The 18,372-nt window shown below is 61.1% G+C and carries 17 protein-coding genes; all 17 read left to right on the top strand.

Annotated elements, in window-relative coordinates; translation table 11 throughout:
* The first annotated feature begins 113 nt into the window (after positions 1-113).
* Positions 114-1,028: a translation elongation factor Ts gene (gene tsf / locus ABI660_RS06285; RefSeq protein ID WP_348066015.1), complete on the top strand. Its 915-nt coding sequence runs from the start codon at positions 114-116 to the stop codon at positions 1,026-1,028.
* Between the two features lie 63 nt (positions 1,029-1,091).
* Entirely contained in the window at positions 1,092-1,802 is a 711-nt protein-coding gene (gene pyrH / locus ABI660_RS06290; RefSeq protein ID WP_348066017.1) for a UMP kinase, read from the top strand.
* Positions 1,803-1,867: 65 nt separating this feature from the next.
* The gene (frr, locus tag ABI660_RS06295; protein WP_348066019.1) at positions 1,868-2,428 is read left to right on the top strand and encodes a ribosome recycling factor; all 561 of its coding nucleotides are present in this window, start codon (positions 1,868-1,870) and stop codon (positions 2,426-2,428) included.
* Positions 2,429-2,675: 247 nt separating this feature from the next.
* On the top strand, positions 2,676-3,419 hold the full coding sequence (gene uppS / locus ABI660_RS06300) for a polyprenyl diphosphate synthase (RefSeq protein ID WP_348066021.1): 744 nt from the start codon (positions 2,676-2,678) through the stop codon (positions 3,417-3,419).
* Positions 3,419-4,255, top strand: coding sequence for a CDP-archaeol synthase (locus tag ABI660_RS06305; RefSeq protein WP_348066023.1), 837 nt, complete (start codon positions 3,419-3,421; stop codon positions 4,253-4,255). The genes uppS and ABI660_RS06305 overlap by 1 nt, the downstream gene beginning before the upstream one ends.
* A gap of 11 nt (positions 4,256-4,266) precedes the next feature.
* Positions 4,267-5,454, top strand: coding sequence for a 1-deoxy-D-xylulose-5-phosphate reductoisomerase (ispC, locus tag ABI660_RS06310; protein WP_348066025.1), 1,188 nt, complete (start codon positions 4,267-4,269; stop codon positions 5,452-5,454).
* Positions 5,455-5,467: 13 nt separating this feature from the next.
* On the top strand, positions 5,468-6,856 hold the full coding sequence (gene rseP, locus ABI660_RS06315) for an RIP metalloprotease RseP (RefSeq protein ID WP_348066027.1): 1,389 nt from the start codon (positions 5,468-5,470) through the stop codon (positions 6,854-6,856).
* 12 nt (positions 6,857-6,868) lie between these two features.
* Positions 6,869-9,175: an outer membrane protein assembly factor BamA gene (bamA, locus tag ABI660_RS06320; protein WP_348066029.1), complete on the top strand. Its 2,307-nt coding sequence runs from the start codon at positions 6,869-6,871 to the stop codon at positions 9,173-9,175.
* Positions 9,175-9,681 (top strand): OmpH family outer membrane protein, encoded by a 507-nt coding sequence (locus ABI660_RS06325; RefSeq protein WP_348066031.1) that lies wholly within the window; start codon positions 9,175-9,177, stop codon positions 9,679-9,681. Before bamA ends, ABI660_RS06325 begins: the two co-directional genes overlap by 1 nt.
* A 21-nt stretch (positions 9,682-9,702) precedes the next feature.
* Positions 9,703-10,770, top strand: a complete 1,068-nt coding sequence (gene lpxD, locus ABI660_RS06330; protein WP_348066033.1) for a UDP-3-O-(3-hydroxymyristoyl)glucosamine N-acyltransferase — start codon at positions 9,703-9,705, stop codon at positions 10,768-10,770.
* Positions 10,767-11,207, top strand: a complete 441-nt coding sequence (fabZ, locus tag ABI660_RS06335) for a 3-hydroxyacyl-ACP dehydratase FabZ (RefSeq protein WP_077594982.1) — start codon at positions 10,767-10,769, stop codon at positions 11,205-11,207. Before lpxD ends, fabZ begins: the two co-directional genes overlap by 4 nt.
* A gap of 27 nt (positions 11,208-11,234) precedes the next feature.
* The gene (gene lpxA / locus ABI660_RS06340; RefSeq protein ID WP_348066035.1) at positions 11,235-12,029 is read left to right on the top strand and encodes an acyl-ACP--UDP-N-acetylglucosamine O-acyltransferase; all 795 of its coding nucleotides are present in this window, start codon (positions 11,235-11,237) and stop codon (positions 12,027-12,029) included.
* A gap of 84 nt (positions 12,030-12,113) precedes the next feature.
* On the top strand, positions 12,114-13,244 hold the full coding sequence (lpxB, locus tag ABI660_RS06345) for a lipid-A-disaccharide synthase (RefSeq protein ID WP_348066055.1): 1,131 nt from the start codon (positions 12,114-12,116) through the stop codon (positions 13,242-13,244).
* Positions 13,216-13,833: a ribonuclease HII gene (gene rnhB / locus ABI660_RS06350; RefSeq protein ID WP_348066037.1), complete on the top strand. Its 618-nt coding sequence runs from the start codon at positions 13,216-13,218 to the stop codon at positions 13,831-13,833. The genes lpxB and rnhB overlap by 29 nt, the downstream gene beginning before the upstream one ends.
* Positions 13,830-14,615, top strand: a complete 786-nt coding sequence (locus tag ABI660_RS06355) for an RNA methyltransferase (RefSeq protein WP_348066039.1) — start codon at positions 13,830-13,832, stop codon at positions 14,613-14,615. The genes rnhB and ABI660_RS06355 overlap by 4 nt, the downstream gene beginning before the upstream one ends.
* Positions 14,616-14,881: 266 nt before the next feature.
* The gene (gene carA, locus ABI660_RS06360; RefSeq protein WP_348066041.1) at positions 14,882-16,057 is read left to right on the top strand and encodes a glutamine-hydrolyzing carbamoyl-phosphate synthase small subunit; all 1,176 of its coding nucleotides are present in this window, start codon (positions 14,882-14,884) and stop codon (positions 16,055-16,057) included.
* Between the two features lie 82 nt (positions 16,058-16,139).
* The coding region (carB, locus tag ABI660_RS06365; protein WP_348066043.1) for a carbamoyl-phosphate synthase large subunit at positions 16,140-18,372 on the top strand (2,233 nt) is incomplete at its 3' end.

Here is an 18,372-nt window from a genome sequence, read left to right on the forward strand (position 1 = left end):
TTGCGGCCCTGCGCCTGACGCGAAAAAGGGGCTCGCGTAGCCCCTTTTTCACAGCCTTTCTCAAAGGCACACCCTATTTACTTGAAGTCAACACGACACACGGAGAATTGAAGATGGCAATCACAGCAAGCATGGTCGCAGAGTTGCGCGCAAAAACCGACGCACCGATGATGGAGTGCAAGAAGGCCCTGACCGAGGCTGAAGGCAACTTTGAAAAGGCTGAAGAAATCCTGCGCGTCAAGCTCGGCAACAAGGCCGGCAAGGCCGCTTCCCGCATCACCGCAGAAGGTGTGATCGCCTTCCACAGCGAAGGTCCCGTGGGCGCGCTGGTCGAGATCAACTGCGAAACCGACTTCGTTACCAAGAACGACAGCTTCCTGGCTTTCACCGACGCGGTGGTCAAGGGCATCGTCAAGAACAACCCTGCCGATGTGGCCGCGATCGGCGCCATGCCTTTGAGCCTGGACGGTTTTGGCCCGACAGTGGAAGACGTGCGCAAGGGCCTGATCGGCAAGATCGGTGAAAACATGAGCGTGCGCCGCTTCAAGCGCTTTGAGGGCGGCAAGCTGGCTTCCTACCTGCACGGCACGCGTATCGGCGTGGTGGTGGAGTACGAAGGCGACGAAGTGCCCGCCAAGGACGTTGCCATGCATGTGGCCGCCATGAAGCCAGTGTCGCTGTCGAGCGACCAGGTGCCAGCCGAACTGGTTGCCAAGGAGCGTTCGGTGGCTGCCGCCAAGGCCGCTGAAGACGCCGCAGTGGCCACCGCTGCAGGCAAGCCGGTGCAGTCGCCCGAAATTGTTGCCAAACGTATTGACGGTGGTGTGCAGAAGTACCTCAAGGAGGTGTCTCTGTTCAACCAGCCTTTCGTCAAGAATGACAAGCAGACCGTCGAGCAGATGCTCAAGGAAAAAGGCACGTCTGTGAAGGCTTTCACGCTGTATGTTGTTGGCGAAGGCATCGAGAAAAAGGTCGACGATTTCGCTGCTGAAGTCGCTGCCCAGGTGGCTGCCGCCAAAGCTGCCTGATTGCACCTGCTGACCCGAAAGGCCGCTAAACTTACGCCGATAAAAACGACAGGAACTCCCCTCATGCCAGCCTACAAGCGAATCTTGTTGAAACTTTCAGGTGAAGCCTTAATGGGAGACGATGCCTTCGGCATCAACCGTGCGACGATTGTGCGCATGGTTGAAGAAATCGCCGAAATCACCCGCATGGGCGTGGAAGTGGCTGTCGTGATTGGCGGCGGCAATATTTTTCGCGGCGTAGCTGGCGGTTCAGTCGGCATGGACCGCGCAACGGCAGACTACATGGGCATGCTCGCCACAGTGATGAACGCGCTGGCACTTGGTGACACCATGGACAAGGCGGGCCTGACACCGCGTGTCATGTCGGCCATCGGCATCGAACGCGTTGTTGAGCCCTATGTCCGTCCCAAGGCCCTGCAGTACCTCGAAGAGGGCAAGGTGGTCATATTTGCCGCGGGCACCGGCAATCCTTTTTTCACGACCGACACCGCGGCCGCCCTGCGCGGTGCGGAGATCGGTGCCGAGATCGTGCTCAAGGCCACCAAGGTTGACGGCGTGTACAGCGCTGATCCGAAGAAAGACCCCGCGGCCACGCGCTACACCAACATCACCTTCGACGAAGCCATGGGCAAAAACCTCGAAGTGATGGATGCCACGGCGTTCGCGCTGTGCCGCGACCAGAAGTTGCCGATCAAGATTTTCAGCATTTTCAAGCACGGCGCGCTCAAGCGCGTGGTGCAGGGCGAAGACGAGGGAACCCTGGTTCACGTCTGAAGCCTGCCGACGTGCATGCCATCCCCCAGATTTTGCAGAACAAGAATCCTCCGGAGATTTCAATCATGAGCATTCCCGATATCAAGAGCCAGGCCGAGCAGAAAATGCAGCAATCGGTGGAGTCCTTCAAGCATGCGTTGACGAAAATCCGTACCGGCCGTGCCAACCCCGGCCTGCTGGACACCGTGCAGGTGGACTACTACGGCGCCATGGTGCCGATCAGCCAGGTGGCCAATGTGTCGCTGCTCGATGCGCGCACTATCAGTGTGGCGCCGTGGGAAAAAGGCATGGGCGCCAAGATCGAAAAAGCCATTCGCGATTCCGACCTCGGCCTCAACCCCGCGTCCCAGGGTGACCTGATCCGCGTGCCCATGCCGGCCATGACCGAAGAGCGCCGCAAGGAACTGACCAAGGTGGTCCGCTCCGAGGGCGAGCACGCCAAGGTTGCCATTCGCAATCTGCGCCGTGATGCCAATGACAGCGTCAAGAAACTGGTCAAGGACAAGCTGGCCTCTGAAGACGATGAGCGCCGTGCCCATGACGAAGTGCAGAAGTTTACCGATCGTTTCATTGCAGAAGTCGACAAGCTGGTCGCGGGCAAGGAACAAGACATCATGGCGGTTTAGATTGCCCCCACGGTTGCTCACTGCGTGTAGCTCCCTGCCCCCCGAGGGGGCCGCTGCGCCTGCGGCCCGGCTAAGCCGGTTCCGCGGCCCCTGCTTGAAAGGGCAGTTGACCCCATGCTCATTCACTGCATGTAGGCTCTCTGCCCCCGAGAGGGCCGCTGCGCCTGCCGCCCGGCTGAGCTGGTTCCGCGGCCCCTGCTTGAAAAAAAGCAGGTTCGCTCGCTCGGGGCAGTGACTGACTGCCGACATGGCTAAATCAAGTTCCACCGCTGTTCCGCACCATGTTGCCATCGTGATGGACGGCAATGGCCGCTGGGCGACACGGCGTTTCCTGCCACGCATCGCCGGCCACAAGCAGGGCGTGGGTGCGCTGAATCGCTGCGTGCAGGCCTGCATGGCGCGCGGTATTCGCGTGCTGACTGTGTTCGCCTTTTCATCTGAAAACTGGAACCGGCCTCCGGAAGAAGTCTCCGGGCTCATGGAGCTGCTGGGACTGTCGCTGGCGCGCGAAGTGCCTTCGCTCAAGGCCAATGGCGTGCAACTGCATTTTGTCGGTGACAGGCAGCGCCTGTCCGACAAATTCAAGGCCGGGTTGGATCAGGCCGAGCAGGCCACCGCAGACAACCAGCGCCTGATCCTCAATGTGTGTTTCAACTACGGCGGCCGCTGGGACATCGCGCAGGCGGCACGCAAGCTCGCTGACGAAGGACGAGAAATCACCGAAATGGCGCTGGACCGTGCGTTGGCGCTGGCCCATGTGCCGGACCCGGACCTCGTGATCCGCACCGGCGGTGAGCTGCGCATCAGCAACTTTTTGCTCTGGCAGGCTGCTTACTCCGAGCTGCATTTCTCCGACAAGCTCTGGCCTGATTTCGACGACTCGGCCCTCGATGAAGCGATCGCGGCTTACCGCAGCCGCGAGAGACGCTTTGGGCAGACGTCCGCGCAAGTTGTTCCGGACCCGCGGGATCCTGCCATGAAAGCTGCCTGATGCTCAAGCAACGCGTCATCACTGCGCTTGTCATGCTGGCCATTCTGCTGCCGGCGCTGTTTTACCGGACCCCGGTGCCGTTTGCCTTGGTGGCCCTGGTGCTGATTGCGGCCGGTGCGTGGGAGTGGGCGCGTCTCAATGGCTATGGTCAGGTCAGCGCGTTGCTGGCCGGTTTTGCCTGTGTGGTGTTGTGTGGCATGTCCTGGGATCTGGGCCTGCTCGATCAGACTTTGTCTTTGCTGTGGCGCCTGGCCGGTGCTGCCTGGGTGCTGGTGGGGACCTGGCTGCTGCGCGGTGGGGTGGCGGGCTGGTCGCGCATCCCGCGGGCCATACGTCTGGTCGGCGGCATACTGGCGCTTTGGCTCGCGTGGCTGGCTGTGGCGCAGGCGCGTTTCATGGGTATCGAGTTCCTGCTGTCGGTACTCTTGCTGGTCTGGGTTGCAGACATCGGGGCTTATTTCGCCGGCAAGGCGCTGGGTGGACGCTTCAGCAAAAGCAAACTGGCCCCGGCGATCAGCCCCGGCAAAAGCTGGGAAGGTGTCTGGGGCGGCGTGGCAGGTGTCCTGGTGCTGTGTATCGCCTGGCTGCTGCTGGACGCGACCGGTGAAAGTTTGTACGCGCGGCTGGCTGCGCAGCACGGCCTGGCGCTGACATTGCTATCCATGGTTTTCCTGGCCGTCCTCAGCGTGGTTGGCGACCTCGTCGAATCGCTGATCAAGCGCAGCGCGGGTGCCAAGGACTCTAGCGGCCTGCTGCCCGGCCATGGTGGCGTGCTGGATCGCGTCGATGCGCTCATGCCAGTGCTGCCGCTGGTCATGATGCTGCTGACGGTCTAGTCGAAATCTGCATGACATCCATGAAACAACGCGTCACGGTGCTGGGCTCGACCGGCTCGGTTGGGGTCAATACGCTGGATGTGATCGCCGGCCATCCGGACCGCTTTGAGGTTTTTGCTCTCAGCGCGGCCACACAGACCGATCTGATGCTGGCGCAATGCATTCGCTTCAAGCCACGTTACGCCGTCATGGCCAGTGTGCCGCACGCTCATGTTCTGGCCCGGAATTTGAGAGAAAATCGCCTTCGAACCGAGGTGCTGCTTGCGCCAGATGCTCTCGAAATGATAGCTTCGCACGAAGGCGTGGACACCGTGATGGCCGCCATCGTGGGTGCGGCCGGGCTGGCGCCCTGTATGGCCGCGGCGCGCGCCGGCAAGCGCTTGCTGCTGGCCAACAAGGAGGCGTTGGTGGTGGGCGGCGAAGTGTTCATGCAGGCCGTGCGCGAGGGTGGGGCGCAGTTGTTGCCCATCGACAGCGAGCATTCTGCGATTTTCCAGTCCCTGCCGGAAGACCCGGCGGTCTGGGCCGAACGCATCGACAAAATTATCCTGACCGCTTCGGGTGGGCCTTTTCGCACCCGCGCACCAGCGACCCTGCGCGGTGTCACGCCTGACGAAGCCTGTGCCCACCCCAACTGGGTCATGGGCCGGAAGATCTCGGTGGACTCGGCCACCATGATGAACAAGGCGCTCGAAGTGATTGAGGCCCGCTACCTGTTCGGCCTGGCGCCGGCTCAGATCGAGGTGGTGATTCACCCGCAAAGCATCATCCATTCGATGGTTCAGTACCGCGACACCTCGGTGGTGGCGCAGCTGGGCACGCCCGACATGCGGGTTCCGATTGCCTACGGCTTGGCGTGGCCGGGACGGATTACCTCGGGTGCGCAGGCGCTCGACTTCCGGGCGCTGGCCACCATGACTTTTGCGGTGCCCGATGACGAACATTTCCCCGGGCTGCCGCTGGCATGGGAGGTGCTGAATGCTCCGATCGGCACCACCGCGGTGCTTAACGCCGCCAATGAAGTTGCGGTGGCAGCTTTCCTTGAAAAACGCATTCGTTTCGATCAGATTCACGCGGTGAACCGTGGAACTCTGGATTCCGTGAACGTCTCTGAAATCCGTGGGATAGGGGACTTGCTGGCGCTGGACGACCAATCGCGTGCCGCCGCCACCAAAATCGCCGGGAATCTGGCGACTTGACAGGAGTTTTGCCATGTTGACCTTGGTCGCCTTTGTTGTTGCCTTAGGAATTCTGATCGCCGTCCACGAGTATGGCCACTATCGCGTGGCTGTGGCCTGCGGCATCAAGGTCCTGAAGTTTTCCGTGGGCTTTGGCAAGCCAATCTACACCTGGCGGCTCAAGAATCGGCCCACCGAGTTTTCCATCGGCATGCTGCCGTTGGGAGGCTACGTCAAGATGCTTGACGAACGGGAAGGCCCGGTTGATCCCGCAGAGCGGCACCTGGCCTTCAACACGCAACCTTTGCGTTCGCGCGCCGCGGTGGTTGCCGCGGGCCCGGCCGCCAACCTGCTGCTGGCCATTGTCCTGTATGCCGTTGTCAACTGGAGCGGCTTGCAGGAGCCCCAAGCCATCCTGGCCAGTCCGGTGGCGGGTTCGATCGCGGAGCGTGCGGGCTTGCGGGGTGGCGAACGGGTGCAGCAGGCGGCTTTCGGGGACGAAGAGCTGCAGGATGTCCGTTCCTTTGAAGACCTGCGCTGGCGTTTGACGCAGGGCGCGCTCAGCGGCCGCGATGTGCAAATGCTGGTCAGTCCGGCTGGTGATCAGGCATCGGGAAACGACACCAACCCTGTACCAACGCGCAGTGTCGTGCTGCCGCTGAGCCAGCTTCGTGCCGCAGATGCAGATGCGCAGCTGTTTCGCAAGATCGGCATCGTCGGGCCGTGGACACAAGCGGTAATCGGCGAACTGATGCCGGGCGGTGCGGCGGAAAAAGCGGGTTTGCGCAGCGGCGATGTGGTGCTTCGTGTTGGCGACCGCGTTGTGGTCGATGGGCAGCAACTTCGTGAAACCATTCGGGCCGCGGCCTCCAGCGCCCAGGGCCCCACCCAGACCTGGCACATCCTGAGGGCAGGGCAGGCGCTGTCCCTGCCGGTCACCCCTGAGGTCCGGCAGGAAGGCAGCCAGTCCATTGGGCGGATCAGCGCTTATGTGGGTGCGCCGCCGGCGATGGTCACAGTGCGTTATGGGGCTATCGACGGTTTGTGGAACGGGGCAGTTCGCACCTGGCAGGTATCGGTGCTGACGCTGAAGATGATGGGCAAGATGCTGATCGGCGAGGCATCGCTGAAAAACCTCAGCGGGCCTCTGACCATTGCCGATTATGCGGGCAAATCTGCGTCCATCGGGTGGACGGCGTACCTGCTCTTTTTGGCTTTGATCAGCGTCAGTCTGGGCGTGCTCAATTTACTGCCTCTGCCGGTTCTGGATGGGGGACACCTGATGTATTATCTTTGGGAGGCGATCACCGGCAAAGGCGTGTCTGACGCCTGGATGGACCGTCTTCAGCGCGGGGGCGTTGCGATCCTGCTGGGCATGATGTCGGTTGCCCTGTTTAACGATGTCTCCCGGCTTTTGGGTTAATTCCGTACTTTCATGCAAAAACAAAACAAACGATTCAAAGTCCGCAGCGTTTCCGCGATTGTGGCCAGTTTTCTCATCGCGCATGCGGCTTGGGCAGTGGATCCTTTTACCGTGCGCGATATCCGGGTCGAAGGCTTGCAGCGCGTGGAGCCGGGAACCATTTTTGCTTCCTTGCCCTTTCGTGTCGGCGAAACCTATACCGATGACAAGGGCGCGGGTGCAATCCGCGCCCTGTTCGGGCTGGGCCTGTTCAAGGATGTCCGGCTCGAAGTCAGCGGGGATGTGCTGGTGGTGATTGTCGAGGAGCGCCCCACGGTGGCCGACGTGGACTTTGTCGGCGCCAAGGAGTTTGACAAAGACGTACTCAAGAAAGCCCTGCGCGAGATTGGCCTGGCCGATGGCCGTCCCTTCGACAAGGCTCTGGCCGACCGGGCCGAGCAGGAACTCAAGCGCCAGTACATCAACCGAAGCCTGTACGGCGCTGAGGTGCTGACCACGGTGACACCAATCGAACGCAACCGGGTCAATGTGACTTTCAGCGTCACCGAAGGCGATGTCGCCAAGATCAAGGAAATCCACATCGTCGGGAACAAGGTGTTCAGCGAATCCACATTGCGTGGCCTGTTCGACCTGGATACCGGCGGCTGGCTGAGCTGGTACACCAAGTCCGACCGCTATTCACGTGCCAAGCTCAACGCCGACATTGAAACCCTGCGGTCTTACTACCTCACGCGCGGCTACCTGGAGTTCAAGGTCGATTCCACGCAGGTGGCAATCTCCCCGAACAAGCAGGATATTTCGGTGACCATCAACGTTACCGAAGGTGAGCGTTTCACCGTGTCCGGGGTCAAGCTTGAAGGCAACTTCCTGGACCGGGATGAGGAATTCAAGTCACTGGTAACCATCAAACCCGGCGAAGCCTACAACGCGGACCAGGTGGCCCAGACCGTCAAGGCCTTCACGGAGTATTACGGCAGTTTCGGCTTTGCCTTCGCGAAGGTCGAGGCGCGTCCTGAATTTGACCGGGCCAACAACCGCGTAGCCTTTGTGCTGCAGGGTGATCCCTCGCGCCGGGCTTATGTGCGCCGCATCAACGTCAGTGGCAACAACCGCACGCGCGACGAAGTGGTTCGCCGGGAATTCAGGCAGTTTGAAGCCTCCTGGTACGACGGCGACAAAATTCGCCTCTCGCGTGACCGGGTGGACCGTCTGGGTTACTTCACCGAGGTCAACATCGACACGCAGGACGTGCCGGGCACACCTGACCAGGTGGACCTGAACCTGGCTGTAGTGGAAAAACCCACCGGCAATCTGCAACTCGGTGCCGGTTTTTCCAGTGCTGACAGGCTGTCGCTTATCTTTGGTTTCAAGCAGGAAAATGCGTTCGGTACCGGCAACTACATGGGGTTGGAAGTCAACACCGGAAAATACAACCGCCAGCTGGTGCTGAGCACCGTTGACCCTTACTTCACGGCTGACGGCATTTCGCGTACTTTCGACCTTTACACCCGGACCTCGCGTCCTTACAGCGGCCAGCTTGGTGTGGTGAACACCGATTACGCAATCAAAACCACTGGCGGCAGTGTGCGTTTCGGTGTGCCTTTTAGTGAGGTGGACACGGTTTATTTTGGTGCCGGGCTGGAACAGATTGATATTTCCGGAACCAACCTTCCGGTGGTTTACCAGGACTACATCCGCTCTTTTGGTGCCAAGAGCAATTCGGTCCCGCTGACCATTGGCTGGACGCGGGATGATCGGGACAGCGCCCTGGTGCCCACCAAAGGACGATTCCAGCGTGTTTATGGCGATTGGGGCGTTGCGGGGGATGCCAGGTTTCTGCGCGCCAACTATCAGTTCCAGCAATATGTTCCGCTGAACAAGCAATTCACGATTGCCTTGAACAGTGAGTTCGGCTGGGGCAAGGGCCTCAACGGACAACCTTTCCCGGTGTTCAAGAATTCCTATTCCGGTGGCCTGGGATCAGTGCGGGGCTATCAGGCAGGCACCCTGGGTCCCCGCGACAGCCAGGACAATTCCATCGGCGGACCGAAAAAGATCACGCTGAATGCCGAGGTACTGATGCCTTTCCCCGGCGCCGGCAACGACAGAACCTTGCGGCTCTTCGGTTTTGTAGATGCGGGCAATGTGTTCGGCGAGAAGGAAAAATACGATCTCGGCGAGCTGCGTACGTCGGCAGGTTTCGGTGTCAGCTGGATTTCCCCTCTTGGACCCTTGCGGTTGGCGTTTGCCCATCCGATGAACAAGAAGCCAACAGATAGAATCCAGAGATTGCAATTCCAAATTGGTACATCCTTCTAATGAAGTATTTTTCATACAAGTTTTTTCTGGCGGCCGTGATGACACTGGCCGCGTTTGCGGCGAGTGCTCAGGAATTCAAGGTCGGCGTCGTCATCATTGACCGCATCTTCCGCGAAGCCAACAGCGCCAAAGCCGCCCAGGCCAAACTGGAGCAGGAGTTCGGCAAGCGTGACAAAGAGATCACCGAACTCGGAACCCAGCTCAAAGCGGCGGCGGACAAGTTCGAGCGCGAAGCACCGACCCTGGCGGAGAGCCAGCGTATCGCGCGCCAGAAGCAACTGGTGGAGCAGGACAGGGAATTCCAGCGCAAGCGCCGGGAGCACCTTGAAGACCTCAATTCGCGCAAGAACGAAGAACTGCAGCAGCTCATCGAGCGCGCCAACAAGGTTGTCAAAGCGGTGGCCGAGACTGAAAAATACGACCTGATCCTGGAGGGTGCGGTCTACGTCAGCCCCAAACACGACATCACCGACAAGGTTATCAAGGCGCTCAACGCCAGCAAATAAGCATTCAGGGACAAGCCAGGTGTGACACTCAGACTCGGGGACATTGTTGCATCGCTGGCTGGCGAGTTTGACGCCCGGCTGGTGGGAGACCCGGATGTCCTGGTTGAACGGCTTGCCCCGCTCGAATCTGCCGGAGCTGCCGAGCTTACTTTTCTCAGTCATCCCAAGTACCAGGGCAAGCTCGGCCAGTCCGCCGCGGCCTGCGTGGTGGTGGGACCGGCTGCTGCAGAGCTCGCCATGCGGCGCGGCGCCTGCATCATTGTTCCTGACCCCTATCTGTACTTCGCACGCATTACCCAGCTCTGGAAGCAGCGCCATCAACCGTCTCACACGGCCGGTGCGCATCCGAGTGCCCTCATTGACCCGCTGGCGCAGCTGGCTCCCGATGTAACGATTGGCGCCTTTGCCTGCGTGGGCGCCCGTGCGGTGCTGGGCCCTGGCGTCCGTGTGGGCGCGCATGGCGTGATTGGCAGCGACGTCCGCATCGGTGCCGGTACCCATCTGTCGGCCCGCGTGACCGTGGCAGACGGGTGTTCCCTCGGGGAGCGCTGCATCGTGCATCCGGGCGCCGTGATCGGTGCCGATGGCTTTGGCTTCGCCCCGCACGACGGCCGCTGGGAGAAAATCGAACAGCTGGGGGCTGTGCGCATCGGCAACGACGTGGAGATTGGCGCCAACACCTGCATTGACCGGGGTGCGCTGCAGGACACGGTGATCGAAGACGGAGTCAAGCTCGACAACCTGGTGCAGATCGGCCACAACGTGCGGATAGGACGACATTCGGCCCTTGCAGGCTGTGCGGGAGTGGCCGGCAGTGCCACCATTGGTGCCCATTGCACTGTGGGTGGCGGCGCTGTGGTGCTGGGGCATTTGAGCCTTGCCGATCATGTGCATGTTTCGGCTGCTTCGGTGGTAACGCGGTCGATTCACAAGCCGGGGCATTACACCGGCCTGTTTCCCATCGACGACAATGCGCAGTGGGAAAAAAATGCAGCCACGCTCAAGCAGCTTCACGCCTTGCGTGAGCGCCTCAAGGCGCTGGAGCAAACGACTGACAAAGCCTCTGGAAAGACCGAAGAAAAATCATGATGGACATTCACCAAATTCTCAAGCAGCTCCCGCACCGTTTCCCCTTTCTGCTGGTGGATCGGGTGCTTGAACTCGACAAGGGCAAACGCATCAAGGCCCTGAAAAATGTCACGATCAACGAGCCCTTTTTCACCGGGCATTTTCCGCACCGGCCGGTGATGCCGGGCGTGCTGATGCTTGAAGCCATGGCCCAGGTAGCCGCTTTGCTGGCTTTCGACATGCAGGGTGTGACGCCCGATGACAAGACCGTGTATTACTTTGCGGGTATCGATGGCGCGCGTTTCAAGCGGCCGGTGGAGCCGGGCGACCAGCTGATCATGGAACTGACGCTGGACCGGCTGAAGGCCGGCGTGTTCAAGTTCAAGGGTACGGCGCATGTCGAGGGAAACATGGTCTGCGAAGCCGAACTCATGTGCACCATGCGCACCATCGCCTGATCCGTGTCAGCGAGCAAAGAGTTTTCCGTGGCAGGCATTCATCCCACAGCGCTGGTTGACCCCCAGGCCCAGCTCGACAGCAGCGTCAGCGTTGGCCCGTACACGGTGATCGGCCCGCATGTCAAGGTTGCGGCCGGTACGACGATTGGCGCGCACTGCGTTATCGAAGGCCACACGACGATAGGTCGCGACAACCGCATTTTCCAGTTCAATTCGCTGGGCGCGATTCCGCAGGACAAGAAGTACGCCGGCGAGCCTGGCGAGCTGGTGATCGGCGACCGCAACACCATCCGCGAGTTCTGCACTTTCAATATCGGCACGCCTGGCGGCGGCGGGGTGACCAGGCTGGGCAACGACAACTGGATGATGGCCTACGTGCACCTGGCGCACGACTGTGACATCGGCAACAACACCACCTTTGCCAATAACTCGCAACTGGCCGGCCATGTGGCCGTCGGCGACTGGGTGATTCTTGGCGGCTTTACCGTGGTCCACCAGTTTGTGCGGATCGGCGCGCACAGCATGACGGCCATGTGTTCGCTGCTGTTTGCCGACTTGCCACCTTTCGTGATGTGCCAGGGCCAGCCCGCCGAGGCGCGCTCGATGAATTTTGAAGGCCTGCGCCGGCGCGGGTTTTCGCCTGAGCGCATCACGGCGGTGAAGGCCATGCACAAAGCCCTATACCGCGAGGACCTGCCTCTGGATACGGCTCGGGCGCAGATTGCAGGTTTGAGCGAAAAGTACCCCGAGTCAGCTCCGGATGTGCAGATGATGCTCTCATTTTTGCAGCAAACCGCACCGCAGCGCGGCATCGTCCGGTAGGCGTCGATGTCCCTGGCGCCAACCCCTCTGCCCAGCCGTCCAGAGGCGGGTGGGTCCACCGCGCAGCAGGCGCCCAGCATGGCGATGGTGGCCGGCGAAACTTCCGGAGACCTGCTCGCTAGCCTGCTGCTTGACGGTTTTCGCGCGCGCTGGCCGGGTCTGCGGGCCGGCGGCATAGGCGGGCCCCAGATGGCGAGCCGGGGTTTTGAAGCCTGGTGGCCCAGCGAAAAACTGGCGGTGCGCGGTTATGTCGAGGTGCTGCGGCACTACCGGGAAATTGTCGGCATACGCAGGCAATTGAAGGAAAAACTGCTGCAGCAGCGGCCCGACATTTTTATAGGCGTTGATGCGCCCGACTTCAATCTTGACCTGGAGGCTGACCTCAAGGCCGCCGGCATACGCACGGTGCACTTCATCAGCCCCTCGGTCTGGGCCTGGCGCGCGGACCGGGTCGAAAAAATTCGCCGCAGTGTTGACCACGTGTTGTGTATCTTTCCTTTCGAGCCGGCCCTGCTGGCGCAGCACGGCATTGCCGCCACCTATGTGGGCCACCCGCTGGCCAGCATGATCCCGATGCAGGCCGACCGCGCGGAAGCCCGCAGACAGCTGGGTTTGCACGTGGACGACCTGGTGCTGGCCGTGTTGCCGGGCAGCCGGCGCTCCGAGATCCAGTACCTGGCGGAACGGTTCTTTCAGGCTGTAGCCCTTGTCCGGCGGGTGCATCCAGCTATCAAAATAATAGTTCCCGCCGTGTCCACCCTGCGCGAACTTATCGGCCAGGCGGCGAGGGCGGCCGGCATGCGGGATGATGTGCAGATCGTTACCGGGCAGTCCCATGCCGTGCTGGCGGCCTGCGATGTCACACTGATCGCCAGCGGCACGGCGACGCTGGAGGCGGCGCTGTTCAAGCGGCCCATGGTGATCGCCTACAACATGAATTGGCTGTCCTGGCAAATCATGCGCCGCAAAAAGCTGCAACCCTGGGTGGGCCTACCCAACATTCTGTGCCGCGATTTTGTGGTGCCCGAGCTGCTGCAGGACGCGGCCACGCCAAAAGCGCTGGCCGATGCCGTTTTGCAGTGGATCGATGCGAAAATCTCCGCATCCGAAAAAATTGCCGCCGTCGAACAACGCTTCACGCAGTTGCACCACGAATTGCAACGCGATACCGCCCAACTAGCCACCGATGCGATCCAGAACATTCTTGAAAGCTGAGCAGGTCACCTTGTCCTGGGACACGCCGGGCCTGTGGGCCGGCGTGGACGAAGCTGGCCGCGGGCCGCTGGCCGGCCCCGTGGTGGCGGCCGCGGTGATTCTGGACGACCTCCAACCCATCAAGGGCCTGGCGGATTCCAAGGTGCTGACAGCGCTGCGCCGGGAAAAACTTTACGACGAAATCCTCGCCAAGGCCCTGTGTTGTTCGATCGCGCAGGCCAGCGTGGAAGAAATCGACAGCCTCAATATCCTGCAGGCCACGATGCTGGCGATGAAGCGAGCCGTCGAAGGTCTCCGGCTCAAGCCTGTGAAAGTGCTGGTTGATGGCAATCGCCTGCCGGTGCTCAGCATGCTGGCCGAAGCCATCGTCAAGGGCGACGCGCTGGTGCCGTCGATTTCCGCTGCTTCCATCCTGGCCAAGGTCTACCGCGACCGCTGGTGCGAGCAGTTCCACCTGGAGTATCCGCAATACGGCTTTGCCGGCCACAAGGGCTACGGAACGGCCGAGCATCTGGCGGCGCTGCGCGAACACGGCGCCTGTCCACAGCATCGCCGGTCCTTCAGTCCGGTGGCCGAGGTCCTGCGTTGAGTGCTGCATCGCCAGCAGCACCCGTCTTTGTCACTTCGCGCGACAACGCCCTGGTCAAGGAGCTGCGCCGGCTGTCGCAGGACAGCACGGCCTACCGCAAGCAGGGGCGGGTCTGGCTGGAGGGTGACCATCTTTGCCGCGCTGCACTGGCGCGTGGCCTGAAGCCGCAGATTGCCGTATTTTCAGAGTCATTTTGGCCTCTAGCCCCCGTCGAATGGGCGCGGGTAGCTATCAAAACCATAGTTATTGCAGACGCCTTGTTGCCCGAGATCAGCGGCCTGGAATCTCCAGCGCGCATGGGTTTTGTGCTGGACTTGCCGGCGCCTGCCGCCTTGCTGCCCGGCGCGGCCTCGCTGATCCTTGATCGTGTGCAGGACGCGGGCAATGTCGGTTCCATGCTGCGTAGCGCTGCAGCCTTTGGCTTCAGCCAGGTGATTGCGCTCAAGGGCACGGCGGCGCTCTGGTCGCCCAAGGTGTTGCGCGCCGGCATGGGCGCCCATTTTTCGCTGCAATTGCTCGAAGCGGTGGAGCCGCAGGCACTGGACGCGCTGGAGGTGCCCATCCTCGTGACCAGTTCACACCACGGCGGCTTCCTGCACCAGCAAAACCTGCCCATGCCCTGCGCCTGGGCCATGGGGCACGAGGGGCAGGGCGTTAGCGACGATCTCGTGGCCCGGGCCGCGTTCAAGGTCCGCATAGACCAGCCCGGCGGCGAGGAGTCGCTCAACGTGGCCGCGGCCGCGGCAATCTGCCTCTACGCCAGCTCGATTGCTACTCGCTAGGCTCGATTAGTTCGGGGACATTTTCTTTACCAGTTGGGGCCGCGGGTCCGGCTCCGCCGGCCCGCAGGCGCGCGGCCCCCTCGGGGGGCAGGGAGTGACACGAAGTGCACGACCGTGGGGGCGTTATATAATCAAGGGCTTTTCAAAACACAGCTTCGCCCGAGCGCATACCAAGCCAACACCCTCATAAAAGCAACCCGCAAGAGTCTTGACAGAGACGTTTCTTGTGCGCGCTTGGGCGAACCGTAAACAACCCGGAGAACCCAGTGCTTTTGTCTCTACAGGGAAATACCCCTCACGCCATCCTGGCGCTCGCAGACGGCACGGTCTTTATCGGCAATTCCATCGGAGCAGCGGGCTCCACAGTCGGTGAGGTGGTGTTCAACACCGCCATGACCGGCTACCAGGAAATCCTCACGGATCCCAGCTACTGCCAGCAGATCGTCACCCTCACGTACCCCCACATCGGTAACTACGGCATCAGTGCCGAAGACGTGGAGGCCGACAAGGTCCATGCCGCCGGCCTGATCATCAAGGACTTGCCGCTGATGGCGTCTAATTTCCGCAGCACCATGACTCTGTCGGATTACCTGGTCAGGGAAAAAACGGTGGCGATTGCCAACATCGACACACGCCAGCTCACCCGCATGCTCCGCACCAAAGGGGCGCAGAACGGCTGCATCCTGGCCTTGCCCTTGGGCGAGGACGTATCGCCTGAAGCGATCGAAAAGGCAGTGTCCGCTGCCCGCGGCGTTCCCAGCATGGCCGGTCTGGATCTGGCCAAGGTCGTCTCTTGCAGGCAGGCCTACGAATGGACCCAGACCGAGTGGAAGCTCGGCTCGGGTTACGGCGTGCAGATCACGCCGAAATTTCATGTGGTGGCGTTTGACTTCGGTGTGAAGAAAAACATCCTGCGCATGATGGCCGCACGCGGCGCACGCATCACCGTGGTCCCGGCACAAACGCCCGCTGCCGACGTGCTCAAGCTCAAGCCCGATGGCATCTTCCTGGCCAATGGTCCCGGGGACCCTGAGCCCTGCGACTATGCGATCGCTGCTGTTCGCGAGCTCATTGAAATCGGCATTCCGACCTTCGGCATCTGCCTGGGCCACCAGATCATGGCGCTGGCCAGCGGTGCGAAGACTTTCAAGATGAAGTTTGGCCACCACGGTGCCAACCACCCGGTGAAAGACCTGGACAACGGCCGCGTCAGCATCACCAGCCAGAACCACGGTTTTGCGGTCGATGAAAAAACACTGCCCGCCAACCTGCGCCCCACGCACATCAGCCTGTTCGACGGCACGCTGCAGGGTCTGGCCCGCACCGACAAGCCGGCGTTCTGCTTTCAGGGACATCCGGAAGCGTCACCCGGGCCGCACGATATTTCGTATTTGTTTGACCGTTTCACTGCCCTCATGGAACAGCATGGAGGGAAGCAATGAGCCCCCACGTTCACGGCTTCGCCATTTCTCTGCCCCCCGAGGGGGCGTTTGCTCCCTTGGAGCGGTCCTGCGGGAACAAATAATGCCAAAACGTACAGACATCAAAAGCGTCCTCATCATCGGCGCCGGCCCCATCATCATCGGCCAGGCTTGCGAGTTTGACTACTCGGGCGTACAGGCCTGCAAGGCCTTGCGCGAGGAGGGCTACAAGGTCATCCTGATCAATAGCAACCCCGCCACGATCATGACCGACCCGGCCACGGCCGACGTGACCTACATCGAGCCCATCACCTGGCAGACGGTCGAGAAAATCATTGCCAAGGAGCGTCCCGACGCCATCCTGCCGACCATGGGCGGCCAGACCGCGCTCAACTGCGCTCTGGACCTTTGGCATAACGGCGTTCTCGACAAATATAAGGTTGAACTGATTGGTGCCACGCCCGAAGCGATTGACAAGGCTGAAGACCGTCTGAAGTTCAAGGACGCGATGACCAAGATCGGTCTGGGCTCTGCGCGCTCCGGCATCGCCCACAGCATGGACGAAGCCTGGGCGGTGCAGAAGACGCTAGGTTTCCCGACGGTGATCCGCCCCAGCTTCACGCTGGGTGGCACCGGTGGCGGCATCGCCTACAACTCGGAAGAGTTCGAGGTCATCTGCAAGCGCGGCCTGGAAGCTTCGCCGACCAACGAGCTGCTGATTGAGGAATCACTGCTCGGCTGGAAGGAGTACGAGATGGAAGTGGTGCGCGACAAGGCGGACAACTGCATCATCGTGTGCTCGATTGAAAACCTGGACCCCATGGGCGTGCACACTGGCGACTCGATCACCGTGGCACCGGCCCAGACGCTGACCGACAAGGAATACCAGATCCTGCGCAATGCCTCTTTGGCCGTGCTGCGCGAGATCGGCGTTGACACCGGCGGCTCCAATGTGCAGTTCTCGATCAACCCGGTCGATGGCCGCATGGTGGTGATCGAGATGAACCCGCGCGTCTCGCGCTCCTCAGCTTTGGCTTCCAAGGCGACCGGTTTCCCGATTGCCAAGGTCGCTGCCAAACTGGCCATCGGTTATACGCTGGACGAACTGCGCAACGAAATCACCGGCGGTGCCACCCCCGCGAGCTTCGAGCCCAGCATCGACTACGTGGTGACCAAGATCCCGCGTTTTGCGTTCGAGAAATTCCCTGCCGCCGACTCGCGCCTGACGACGCAGATGAAGTCGGTTGGTGAGGTCATGGCCATGGGCCGTACCTTCCAGGAGTCCTTCCAGAAAGCCCTGCGCGGCCTGGAGGTCGGGGTGGACGGCATGAACGAAAAAACCCAGGACCGCGAGGTACTCGAGAAAGAACTTGGCGCGCCGGGTCCCGACCGCATCTGGTACGTTGGCGACGCGTTTGCGCTCGGCATGAGTGTGGATGAAGTCTTCGCACTGACCAAGATCGATCCCTGGTTTCTGGTGCAGATCGAGCAGATCGTCAAGATCGAACTCGAACTGGAAACCACCTCGCTGGACAAAATCGACGAACCCACGCTGCGCGCACTCAAGCAAAAGGGCTTTTCAGATCGGCGCCTGGCCAAGCAGCTCAAGACCACAGACACCGCGATTCGCGAGAAGCGGCTGGAACTGGGTGTACGCCCGGTCTACAAGCGGGTAGACACCTGCGCAGCCGAGTTTGCAACCAACACCGCGTACATGTATTCGACCTACGAAGGCGAGGGCAGCGAGTGCGAAGCTGAGCCGACTGACAAGAAAAAAATCATGGTGCTGGGCGGCGGGCCCAATCGCATTGGCCAGGGCATCGAGTTTGACTACTGCTGCGTGCATGCCGCACTCGCCATGCGCGAAGACGGCTACGAGACCATCATGGTCAATTGCAACCCCGAAACCGTATCCACCGACTACGACACCAGCGACCGCCTGTATTTCGAACCGCTGACCTTGGAAGACGTGCTGGAGATCGTCGACAAGGAAAAACCACTGGGTGTGATCGTCCAGTACGGCGGCCAGACGCCTTTGAAACTTGCGCTTGACCTGGAGAAAAACGGCGTGCCCATCATCGGCACCTCGCCCGATATGATCGACGCGGCCGAAGACCGCGAGCGCTTCCAGAAGCTTCTGCATGAACTCAAGTTGCGCCAGCCGCCCAATGCGACTGCCCGTACCGAGCCCGAAGCGCTGGAAAAAGCCGCAGCGCTGGGCTACCCACTGGTGGTGCGCCCCAGCTACGTGCTGGGTGGCCGCGCGATGGAAATCGTTCACGAGCAGCGCGACCTGGAGCGCTACATGCGCGAAGCCGTCAAGGTCAGCCATGACT

The organism is Polaromonas sp. (assembly GCF_039930745.1).
Lineage (GTDB): Bacteria > Pseudomonadota > Gammaproteobacteria > Burkholderiales > Burkholderiaceae_C > Polaromonas.